The sequence below is a fragment of the Microlunatus aurantiacus genome (assembly GCF_039536605.1).
GTDB classification, from domain to species: domain Bacteria; phylum Actinomycetota; class Actinomycetes; order Propionibacteriales; family Propionibacteriaceae; genus Microlunatus; species Microlunatus aurantiacus.
Window position 1 is genome coordinate 1 of the sequence record NZ_BAAAYX010000024.1, and the last position, 11,096, is coordinate 11,096.

10 protein-coding genes and 1 pseudogene are annotated in these 11,096 nt (G+C 68.4%); 5 read left to right on the top strand and 6 right to left on the bottom strand.

Annotated features, from left to right (window positions below):
- A partial coding sequence (locus tag ABD714_RS20940) for a TOBE domain-containing protein (protein ID WP_344814404.1) occupies positions 1-261 on the top strand: 261 nt, incomplete at its 5' end.
- A 305-nt stretch (positions 262-566) separates the two neighbouring features.
- On the opposite strand, the gene ABD714_RS20945 is transcribed toward ABD714_RS20940, so the two are convergent.
- The 4 genes from ABD714_RS20945 to ABD714_RS20960 all read right to left on the bottom strand — a co-directional run bounded on the left by ABD714_RS20945 (position 567) and on the right by ABD714_RS20960 (position 4,101).
- Complete coding sequence (locus tag ABD714_RS20945) at positions 567-1,169, bottom strand: cadmium resistance transporter (RefSeq protein ID WP_344814405.1); 603 nt, start codon at positions 1,167-1,169, stop codon at positions 567-569.
- A 73-nt stretch (positions 1,170-1,242) separates the two neighbouring features.
- Positions 1,243-1,698: a signal peptidase II gene (lspA, locus tag ABD714_RS20950; RefSeq protein WP_344814406.1), complete on the bottom strand. Its 456-nt coding sequence runs from the start codon at positions 1,696-1,698 to the stop codon at positions 1,243-1,245.
- Between the two features lie 47 nt (positions 1,699-1,745).
- The gene (locus ABD714_RS20955) at positions 1,746-3,728 is read right to left on the bottom strand and encodes a heavy metal translocating P-type ATPase (RefSeq protein ID WP_344814407.1); all 1,983 of its coding nucleotides are present in this window, start codon (positions 3,726-3,728) and stop codon (positions 1,746-1,748) included.
- A complete protein-coding gene (locus ABD714_RS20960; RefSeq protein WP_344814413.1) occupies positions 3,721-4,101 on the bottom strand; it encodes an ArsR/SmtB family transcription factor in 381 nt (126 codons plus the stop codon). The genes ABD714_RS20955 and ABD714_RS20960 overlap by 8 nt, the downstream gene beginning before the upstream one ends.
- A gap of 59 nt (positions 4,102-4,160) precedes the next feature.
- Here ABD714_RS20960 and ABD714_RS20965 point away from each other — a divergent pair, with 59 nt between their 5' ends.
- Together ABD714_RS20965 and ABD714_RS20970 are read left to right on the top strand one after the other, a co-directional pair.
- The gene (locus tag ABD714_RS20965) at positions 4,161-4,802 is read left to right on the top strand and encodes a class I SAM-dependent methyltransferase (protein ID WP_344814408.1); all 642 of its coding nucleotides are present in this window, start codon (positions 4,161-4,163) and stop codon (positions 4,800-4,802) included.
- Between the two features lie 696 nt (positions 4,803-5,498).
- On the top strand, positions 5,499-6,656 hold the full coding sequence (locus ABD714_RS20970; RefSeq protein WP_344814409.1) for a glycosyltransferase family 4 protein: 1,158 nt from the start codon (positions 5,499-5,501) through the stop codon (positions 6,654-6,656).
- Positions 6,657-7,495: 839 nt separating this feature from the next.
- Here the strand turns inward: ABD714_RS20970 and ABD714_RS20975 are convergent.
- Entirely contained in the window at positions 7,496-7,699 is a 204-nt protein-coding gene (locus tag ABD714_RS20975; protein ID WP_344814410.1) for a cold-shock protein, read from the bottom strand.
- Positions 7,700-7,881: 182 nt separating this feature from the next.
- On the opposite strand from ABD714_RS20975, the pseudogene ABD714_RS23115 reads away from it, so the two are divergent.
- Positions 7,882-8,500 (top strand): annotated as a pseudogene (locus ABD714_RS23115) (response regulator).
- Positions 8,501-9,978: 1,478 nt separating this feature from the next.
- Here the strand turns inward: ABD714_RS23115 and ABD714_RS20985 are convergent.
- Positions 9,979-10,440 (bottom strand): cupin domain-containing protein, encoded by a 462-nt coding sequence (locus ABD714_RS20985; protein WP_344814411.1) that lies wholly within the window; start codon positions 10,438-10,440, stop codon positions 9,979-9,981.
- A gap of 65 nt (positions 10,441-10,505) precedes the next feature.
- Between ABD714_RS20985 and ABD714_RS20990 the strand changes: the two genes are divergently transcribed.
- On the top strand, positions 10,506-11,096 hold a 591-nt coding region (locus tag ABD714_RS20990; protein WP_344814412.1), incomplete at its 3' end, for a TetR/AcrR family transcriptional regulator.

Here is an 11,096-nt window from a genome sequence, read left to right on the forward strand (position 1 = left end):
ATCACGATCATCCTCCGCCCCGAGCAGATCCGGCTCACACCACCCGAACTCGACGGCACGGCTTCTGACTCCTCCGCCACCGGTGTCGTCCGCTCGGTCGACTACTACGGCCACGATGCGCTGATCGAGCTCGAGCTCCTCCCGACCGCCGTCAGGGTCCAAGCCCGGCTCACGGGGACACCCGTCCCCGCACCCGGCACCCGAGCCGCTCTCCACGTGCATGGCTCAGCCCAAGCGTTCCCTCACCTCAGCCATACCTGAGGGCAGTGACCGGCGACCCGCAGTGAAGCTGCAAGCGTCGACACCCGCTGCCTGATCGACAATCAGCAGCGACGCGGTGACCGGGCTCCCGCGAACCGGACCTGGCCATCAACCCGGACGGTTCCTACGTCCTCCACTTCGGGCCCACCGCGCCGGCGGGGAAAGAGTCGATTGGGCCAAACCATCCCCGGCCTACTTCGACCGCCGCAGAAACTCGTCGACGACATCACCCCCACCTGACCAATCAGCCGGCAGCCACAGGGCCAGGCGTCGTCATAACCCGTTCCATTCCATCCCCCCTCTCGTCATAGGCCGAAGGCGCCGCCTTCGATGAGGATGACCAGGCCGAGCCCGATCAGGACTAGCGGGAACAAGATGTGTTCCCATCGTTCTAGAACGGCGGCGATGGGCCGGCGGGTCGCGATGAAGCGGGCGGCCAGCACAAGCACGATCACCAGGAGTAAGAAGGCGACGCAGTAGGCCACGGCAGCGCCGGTGCCGACCGCGAGGAACACCGGCACGTACACCCCGATGTTGTCCCCGCCGTTGGCGAAGGTGACGGCCGCCACCGTGAGAACGCTGACGGTCTTGCCCTCCGCGAGCTCGTCGTCGTCGTCGTCGCCGCGGCGCCGCCAGACCTGCCAAGCGGCGCGGAGCCCGAGCAGCAGCGGAATCAGCCCGAAGTAGGGGATCGCCGATTCGGGCAGGAAGGCTTGCGCGCCGAGGGTGACGGCGACGGCGACGGCCAGGATGGCGCCGAAGCCCAGGTACTGGCCGGCGGTGATCTTGGCGGTGGTGCCGCGCTGGCCGGCGCCGCGGGCGAAGAACAGCGACAAGACGATGATGTCGTCGATGTTGGTGACCAGGAACAGGCCGGCGGCCTGCAGCAGTGTTGCGACGATGTTCATGAGGTCCTCGGATCGGGGCTGTCGGCTGGCCGTGGGTGGACCGGGCGGTTTGACCGCGACACGGTTGCGTCCATCACTGCACCGCTCCTTCAGTGGGAGGCGGCTGTCGGAAGGTGCTGAGCAGCAGCAGGCCGGCGCCGGTCACGATGGCCACGTCGGCGAGGTTGAAGGTCGGCCACCAGCCGGTGTGCAGATAGTCGGTGACGACCCCGTCGATGCTGCGGTCCGCCAGGTTCGCGACTGCACCGCCCAACAGCATCGCCAACCCGGCACGGCCCAGTCGATTGGTTGTGGGGGCGGCATGCCAGGCGTACCAGAACAGTCCGGCGACCAGGATCGCGGTAACCACGGCCAGCGTGCCTGCCGGCAGGGCGGCGCCCAGCCCGAACGCGGCGCCCGGGTTGAACAGCAGCGCCAGATCCACCGGTCCGGGCAGGTCGACGGTGTTCCGTCCTGCCAAGGCGCGAGCGGCCACCGCCTTGGTCACCAGGTCGGTGGCTGCGACTGCCACCGCGACGCCGAGCAGCACGGCCCGTGAGCGGAAGCGCGTTCGGGTCTGACGGGGTGAGGTGGCGGTCACCGGGCTGGGTCGACGGCGAGTTGGCCGTCGGTGACGACCGGGCGCGGATCGGCGGGGAGCGGTCGGGCACGGCCGGCGCGGACGCCGTTGGCGATGACGATGATCTCGGCGACCTCATGCACCAGCACCACCGCGGCCAGGCCGAGAACGCCGAGCAAGGCTAGTGGCATCAGCGCGGCGATGATGGCCAGCGAGAGTCCAACGTTCTGCAGCATGATGGCCCGGGACCGGCGGGCGTGGGCCAGGGCTTGCGGCAGGTGGCGCAGGTCCTCTCCCATCAAGGCGACGTCGGCGGTTTCGATGGCGACGTCGGTGCCCATGGCGCCCATGGCGATGCCGACGTCGGCGGTGGCCAGGGCCGGTGCGTCGTTGACGCCGTCCCCGACCATGGCGGTCGGCTGCCCATCCCGCAGCTGGGTGATGATCCGGGCCTTGTCCTCGGGCCGCAGGTCGGCGTGCACGGCGTCAGGGCCGATGCCGGCGTCGGCGGCCAGCGCCTGGGCGGTGGCGGTGTTGTCGCCGGTCAGCATTGCCACCCGGTATCCAGAGGAGTGCAGTCGGGCGACGACCTCAGCGGCTTCGGGACGCAGCTCGTCGCGGACGGCAACCGCTCCGATCACCGCCCCGTCAACTTCGACGAGGACGGCGGTGCCGCCGGCCTGCTGCATCGCGCTGATCGTCTCCTGGAGGGGGCCGGGGGAGATCCAGCCTGGTCGGCCCAGCCGAGCCGGGCGGCCGCCGATGGTGCCGGTCAACCCGGCCCCGGGAACGGCGTCCACGTCGTCGGCTGGCTCGGGCTGGTCGACCGCGGCCAGAATGGCGCGGGCGAGGGGATGTTCGCTGCGCGCCTCCAACGCGGCGGCCACTGCCAGCACCCGGTCCGCAGTGACCCCGGGGACGGCGGCTACGTCGACAACGGACGGTTCGTTGCGGGTGAGCGTGCCGGTCTTGTCCAGCGCGACGGTGCGGATGGTGCCGAGCGCCTCCAGGGCGGCGCCGCCCTTGACCAGCACGCCCAGCCGGCTCGCGGCGCCGATGGCGGCGAACACGGTGACCGGCACCGAGATGGCCAGGGCGCACGGGGAGGCGGCGACCAGGACGACAAGGGCCCGCTCCAGCCACAGCAGCGGATCCCCGACCAAGGCGCCAATCCCGGCGACCAGGGCGGCAGCGATCATCACCCCCGGCACAAGGGGTTTGGCGATCCGGTCGGCGAGGCGCTGGCTGGCGCCCTTGCGGGCCTGTTCGGTCTCGACGATGGCGACGATCCGGGCCAGCGAGTTGTCAGCGGCGGCCGCGGTCACGGTCACCGACAGCGCTCCGCTGCCGTTGATCGACCCGGCGTACACGGCGTCGCCGGGGCCGGCCTCGACCGGCACCGACTCGCCGGTGATCGCCGAGACGTCCAGCGCGGTCCGGCCGGTGGCGATCGTGCCGTCGGTGGCGAGCCGCTCACCGGGCTTCACCAGCAGCGTGTCACCCACCTGCAGCTCGGCTGGTCCCACCACCTTCTCCACCCCGTCGCGGGACACGGTCGCCTGCGCCGGCACCAAGTTCAACAACGCCCGCAGCCCGCGCCGGGTCCGGGCGATCGAGTACTCCTCCAATCCCTCACTGATCGAGTACAGGAACGCCAGCGCGGCGGCCTCCCCGACCTGGCCGAGCGCGACCGCTCCCACCGCGGCGATCGTCATCAAGGTGCCGACGCCGATCCGACCTTTCACCAGCCGGCGCAGCGTGGACGGAACGAAGGTCCATGCTCCGAGCAGCAGCGCCACAACCTCCAACAGGAGGACCTCGGTGGTCCGGGAGGGCGCGGCCCAGCCGACGATGAGGGCGCCAAGGAGGAACAGCCCTGACAGTGCGGCGAACCGCAGCTCGCTCACCTCCCACAGGCGCTCCGGCTCCCGGTCTTCGCCGGCCTCCGTCGCGTCGCCTGAGCGGGGCTCGTCGTCGCCGCAGCCACATGCGTCACTCATGAGTGTCCTTCTCGGGCAGGCCGGTGCGGCCATAGTTCGGGCACAGGGCCACGGCGTAGCCGGTGGCGGCCAACAGAGTCTCGGCGACCGCGAGCAGCTCGAACAGCTCGGGCCGGGCCAGGGAGTAGAACACCTGCCGACCCTCCGGTCGGCCGCTCACCAGCCCGCACTCGCGCAGACAACCCAGGTGCTTCGACACCGTCGACTGCGGCAGCTCGAGCTCGGCAACCAGGTCGGTCACCCGCACCTCGGAGGTGGCCAGCCGTTGCACGATCCGCAGCCGGGTCCGGTCGGACAGGCTGTGGAACAACGCCTCCGCCGCCGCCGCCGCGGCCGGGTCCTGGGCCAGCATCGACCCCTCCCTAGCAATCATCACGCGCAGAGAATAACATCCTGATATCGCGCTATTAACAGGAAGGGTTCCTTATGCGGATGAACCGGGTGGAGTCGGCGCTGGTCGACTCGCCGCCGCGACGACTACTCCAACGGGTCGAGGCCGCACGGCTGGCCAGGATGGGTGGCCGCACTCCGGGAGCCCGGGTTGTCGAGCTCGGCTGCGGGCCCGGCTACGGCACGAAGTTGATCCTCGACGTCTTCGGCGCCGCCCGGGTGGACGCGGTCGACCTCGACCCGGCGATGATCCACAAGGCCGCCCACCGGCTGACCCGATACCGAGGCCGGGTGAACCTCGCCGAAGGTTCCGCCACCGACCTGACGGCCGCCTTCTCCGCGTTCGGCGGCGGCAGCGACGCCGGCTACGGCGCGGTGTTCGACTTCGCCGTCATCCACCACATCCCCCGCTGGCGCGAGGCGCTGACCGAGGTGGCCCGGGTGCTGCAACCCGGCGGCCGGTTCTTCTTCGACGAAGTCACCGCCACCGCACTGGCCCGGCCCAGCTACAAAAACCTGTTCGACCACCCCACCGACGACCGGTTCACCGCCGGAGAATTCCTCGCTGAGCTACCCCGCCACGGGCTGCACATCGCCGACCGCTGGCGCACCTACATCGGCGGCGACTACCTCCTCGGCGTCGCCACCCGCCTGTCATCTGGACCCGGGCACGACGATGCCTGATCGGGTGCCCTCCTTGATCATCGACGCCTTCCGGACCCAGCGGGAAGGCGCGGCCGGACTGGAGCGGCGCCGCCGGCAGCGGCTCGCCGACCTCGTCGCACTTGCCCGCCGCAGCTCCCCGTTCTACCGGTCGCTGTACCGAGGCCAGCCCGAACGGGTCGCAGACGTCGCCCGGCTGCCCGTGGTCGACAAGCAAAACCTGATGGCCCAATTCGACGACTGGGTCACCGACCGGATGATCACCTGGACGCCGTACAGGCCTTCGTCGCCGACCCCGGCCTCGTGGGCAACGCCTGCTGGGCCGCTACCAGGTGGCCACCACCTCGGGCACCACCGGCCACCGCGGCTTGTTCATCATCGACGACCACAGCATGACCGTGGCCACGGCCATCAGCGTCCGGATGTTCACTAGCTCGCTCACCCCGCGCGACTTGATTCAGGTCGTGCGCGGCGGCGGCCGGCTCACCATGGAGGCGACCGCAGCGACGAGGAACGGGATGCCGAGGCCGAGGGTATGTGTTGGCGCAGCACAGTCAGCACCCGATGGGCAACAAGCGTCCACCGCTGAGCGGTGCCACTCTGTCCAGGGGCGACGATCTGGGGGATGCTGGGCCATGCCCTCACCACCCGGCACTCCTCGGACGACTCGTGAAGGTTAGGTTCCTGCTCGGTCACGCTCACGGGCGCGGCGGCGCCGTGCGGACCACCCTCAACACCGCCAATGCATTGGCCGAACGTGGCCACGACGTCGAGATCCTCAGTCTGCTCAAGGGACGACCAGACCCCTCCTACCCCATCGCCGATCCAGTACGGATCAGGATCCTCACCCCGTCGCGACAGCTCTTCGCACCCGGCTGGACCGCACCGCGCCGGTTCCTGCGCCGCACCGCCCGGAAGATCCTGGAACGGTGGCCCAGCCGGATCTTCCCTCCCGGAGACAAGTGGTACGGGCGCGTGTCGAGGTTCACCGATGTCGCCTTGAAGCGCTACCTGCGCCGCCAGCACGGCTGCGTCCTGATCGGCACCAATCCAGGGCTAAACTTCGCCCTCGCCCAACTCGCTCCACCCGATGCGATCACCATCGGCCAAGAACATCTCCACCTGGGCCGGCGAGCAGCATCGCGACGCCAACTGATCCGCGCGCACTACCCGGCCCTGGACGCTGTCGTGACCCTCACCGAGACCGACTCCGACGCCTACCGCGCTCTGCTCCCCGACACCCACATCGAATCCATCCCCAACGCGGTCCCCCACCAGCCTTTTCGGCGCCACTCACTTGAGACTGAGAGATCACAAACCGTGGTGGCCGCCGGACGACTCACTCCTCAGAAAGGCTTCGACCAACTGATCAGTGCCTGGGCCCTCGTGCATCGAGACCATCCGGAGTGGCGACTGGCCATCTACGGCAGCGGACCAGAACAACCACACCTCCAGTCGATGATCGACGAGCAAGCCCTCAGCGAGACCATCTCCCTGGCCGGTCACGTCGACGACCTTCCGGAGGTCCTCCGCTCCGCTGGCCTGTTCGTGCTCAGCTCCCGCTACGAGGGATTCCCCATGGTGCTGCTGGAAGCCATGAGTTGCGCCGTGCCGGTCGTGGCATTCGACTGCCCGACCGGACCATCCGAGCTCATCAAAGACCGCGTGACCGGACGACTAGTGCCCGCCGGCGAAACCGCCGAGCTCGCGGCGGCGATCAGCTCGCTCATTGAACAACCGAGCCTACGAAGCCAGTTCGGGCAGGCCGCCGCCACCCACGCCCGAACATACGACCGGGATCTCATCGCGACGCGCTGGGAGAATCTCTTCCAACGCCTTCACCACACCCATGAGAACAAGCCCCGTCCGACATAGTCACAAGACGCTGCCGAATGGGGTCCCACGGCGGCCAATGAGGTGGCCGATGTGTCGTCATATGTCCACAGCAATGCAGGTGGGACTACTGGAGAGTGCCGACCGCAGACGGGACGACGACGCGGCGGCGGGCTACCGTGGAGTCATGGCCGAACTTGTTCCCGCCGGCAGCAGCGTCGGCCACGGAACCTATCAATGCACCGGTTGCAGCTACCCGCTCGAGATCGGCTCCACCAGTCCGCTGCCCCCGTGCCCCGTGGTGCCACAACGCGCATTGGCAAAGACTCAGCGACTACGACGACGACGACCCGTTCCCCGACCAACCCGACAGCAGCTGAGCCGGCTGGCTACCAAGGCCGCGTCAAGCTCGTCAACCCGCGACCGCCACCGGATCAAGGGGCTCGCGGCGCCACCGAGATGATCATCGTGCTTGGCGACCCGCCGACGGCGCCTGTCCGCAGCGGTGGTGCAACGAACGAAGGGGTGACAGGTGTCGCGCCGACACGCTGCTCCTCCGCCAGATTGTTCTTCGTCTTTCACGCCGACGGCAAGGTCACACTGACGGCCCGGCTTTGAACGGGTGATGTCAACGTCCGCAGGGGCTCATCCTCCGCCGAGGTCGAGGCCGAGGTCGGCGTCAGCGTCGACGGCGGCCGGCTTCGTGCCCCGCAGCGGAGGGTCCGAGATCGCCGCAGAGGGCAGATCCGTCTGGCCCGAAGCCGATCAGCGAGGCGCACTCCGAACAGCACCGTGCAGCGCCGACTACTGATCTCGGTTCGGTGCCTTTAGCTTCGCTGCTCTGCCTGTCTTCAACCAGAGGCGGCTGCTGCGGCTGCGAATCAGATGGGACGGACGTCGGCAGCCTGAGGACCTTTCGGGCCCTGCGTCGTAGTGAACTCGACCCGCTGACCTTCATCAAGTGACCGGAAACCAGATGAGGCGATCGCGCTGTAATGAACAAACACGTCAGCCCCTCCGCCGTCGACAGCGATGAAGCCGAAGCCTTTCTCCGCGTTGAACCACTTGACGGTTCCCTGCGCCATGATCTGATCTCCTACCAGTTCTCGGTGTCCTACCAGTCGACTCTAGCGGGCCAGCCGACCCACCTGTGGAACCCGTCGCCATCAAGATCGACGCGCCGTCAGCGCTGACCGATCCGGCTCCTGCACGGATCGACCGCCCATCGTTGCGGTCGGTCGCGCGCCGCACCCGGCCACGCTCTGTCATGCAGGTCCTGGTCGTCGACGACGACCAAGCCGTCCGGGACTCGTTGCAGCGTTCCCTGCAGTACAGCGGGTACGAGGTCACCCTCGTCGAGGACGGCTTGCAGGCGCTGGCCCTGCTGGCCACCCACCGACCTGACGCGGTGATCATGGACGTGATGATGCCGCGGCTCGACGGGCTGGAGGCGACCCGGATGCTGCGGGCCGCCGGCAACGACGTACCGATCCTGGTGCTCACCGCCCGCGACGCCATCAACGACCGGGGTCGACGGCCTGGACGCCGGAGGCGACGACTACCTGGCCAAGCCGTTCGCCCTGGACGAGTTGCTGGCCCGACTCCACGCCCTGATCCGGCGCGCCGGGACCATGGCCGACTCCCACCACCCATCAACCCAGGCGCTCACCTTTCTCCGACCTGAGGCTGAACACCCAGACCCGGAAGTGCCCCGCGGCACCCGGGCCATCCCCAACAACGAGCGCCTGGCCGACAGATCGAGCAGCTGGGCCGACAGATCCAGCAGCTGGGGGGCGACCACGCCAACCATTGGACTCGAAGATCCAGCAGGCGACCTGAAGCCGCGCATCCGGCACTCCGGGCTCCGCCGGGTGCCAGCCAGATAGTCCGTCGGCCAGGATCAACAAGACGTGGTGGCGACCATTCCTGCGAGGGGACGCCGACCGCGACCGCTCGGCGACGCGGGCACACCCGGTCGATCAATCCCCAGCCCCGTACGGGCACTGCAGTCACCCTGAACCAGCGAACAACCAGGGCGGGCCGCTAGGAGACTTGACGCTTCGTTTCCCAGCGGCCCGCACAGCATCCGACCATCGGCAGACACATCACCACGGACGGGTAGATCAGCCGATTGGTTCCTGGTCGATCAACGGTGACCGCCAACCGCACGGACTTACGAACTTCGCCGACGAACGCGCCCACCGAAAGGAGACCGCTAAGAAGCGAATCGCCCGACGCCGGAGCTAACCCTCAATGTAAGCGCCGATACGGCCAGCCCACCACACCCCTAGGGGTGGCGATGCGCCTGCCCCAAGTGACAGCGCTGTGGCCCCCAGCAAGGGTGCTCATCTCGTTCAACGGAGACGTCGCCGGCCAACCGGCCGCCCGCAGCTGCGGTCTGGCGCTGAGTGCGTCGGGCAGCGAGCCGAATCGGGCCCTACGGTTTCGGCAGGTCTTCAGTTGTCTCGTGTGGGCGACAGGGCGGGAAGCCTCAGCAGCGTGGCGACTGCCGGTTGCTGGCGAGTTTGGACAGCAGCTCGCTCGCGGGTCTAGTGATGCACCGCCCGACGGTTGCGGTCAGCGCGGGTGGTGCTTAGGTCGGGGGTGGGGTCGGGGTAGAGGCGCAGGAGGTTCAGAAGCCGACGCCGGTGCCGGTGCCTGTGCCGGTGCCGGTGCCGGTGCCGAAATACTCAACCCAGGTCGTCGGACCTGGGGGACGGAAGGCGAAGCGCCGGGCTGAGCTTGGACTCACCGGATTGAGCGACGACCAACCGGGCATACCGCCCGAAACATGACCAAACCCCCGTAAAGGTTCTTTCGTGATCGGGGGTGTATATCGCCACAGCGACAACGAGCAGCACCATCATATGCTCCGACTTCGTGCCACTGGCCGGCAGGACGAGGTGGGCTCCGACCGGGTGCGGCGAGAGCTCCCGGCCCGCACCCGACAATCGCCACTGGGGCCGCGTGTGAGGGAAGACGCAATTCCACCTGCTCAACGCGAGTTCGTTAGTTGATTCCGCCAAAGAACGGGATATTGCAGTGTCAGAGTCCCAGGAGCCGGCGCCAGCCGCCCCGGCGCGCAAAAGGGCGGTGGACGCGCACCTCACCCGCAAGCACCCCAACCTCCGGTGGCATCCTCCCCTGCCGGCTTGCTGTTGGTGCAACGCCTGGCCGGCAACCGGGCCGTGGGACGACTGCTGAACCCACCGGCGGACTCGGGGCCGTGCCCAGAGATCAGACGTTACCCGGGCCCGGATCGGCGAACGGACTTCAGCGCCGGCGAACCGCTTGTCCGTTCGTCCGTGCCACGGGGTCGTCATTTGCGCCACAACACGGATCAATGCGTCGCGGCGCCGACAGCTCAGAACGGCGGCGGGCCGAGGATCTCGATCGCACCAGTGGCCTCAGCGGCGGCACGGATTCGGTCGAAGTCGACGGGCGTGGGGTGGTCCTCGCTGGCATGCCGGTAGAACGCCTCGCCGGCGGCCGGGTTCTGGAAGGCCAGCATCCTGGCGGTCGGTGAGGTGACCATGAAGGCGTGCGGGATGCGGCGTGGGAACACTGCTACCCCGCCCGCGCCGAGCGTGGTTTCCTCGCCGTCGATATGCAGCAGGATTTCGCCTTCGAGCAGGTAGAACGTCTCATCAGCATGGGGGTGGAGGTGCAGCGGAGTGACCTTCCCCCGCTCGAGCTGGTCCTCGAACATGAAGAACGCAGCACCGCTCTCTGCCCCGGTCACCTTCCAGGTGAACGTCCCGCCGCCGCAGAACCAGGCCTGCTCGCCTTCACCCTGCTGCCGGACTGTGGCTGTCAGCGTGTCCATGACGTCGCCCCTTCATCGTTTATGGGATTCAAGTCCCATAACGACATTTTGGTACCGTGAACCCCATGTCAACGGTCTACGAGGAGTCCGGCCGGACCCGGCAGAAGGCACGCACCCGCAGCCAGCTGATCGCCGCGACCCGGGCACTGATCGCGGCAGGGACGGCCTCGCCGACCGTCGAGCAGGCGGCCGAGGCGGCCTCGGTGTCGCGCACCACCGGCTATCGCTACTTCCCCAGTCAGAAGGCGCTGCTGATCGCCGCACACCCCGAGATCCAGACGTCGTCGCTGCTGCCCGACGAGCCGGGCGACGACCCCGTGACCCGCCTCGACTTGGCCATCGAGACGTTCATCGGCCTGGTGCTGGAGTCCGAGGGGCAGCAACGGACGATGCTGCGGCTCTCACTTGAGAGCGACGCCACGGACCTTCCGCTGCGGCAGGGCCGGGCGATCGGCTGGTTCGTGGATGCGCTGGCGCCTCTGGAGCCACGGCTCGGGAAGGCGAACATCCATCGGCTGGCGGTGGCTATCCGCAGCGCGGTTGGCATCGAGTCACTGGTGTGGCTCACCGACATCGCCGGTCTGTCCCGGGAGGTGGGAGTGACCCGGTTTGACGGACATCCGAGATCAGGGGCTTCGGCCTCGGAAGGATGTCCA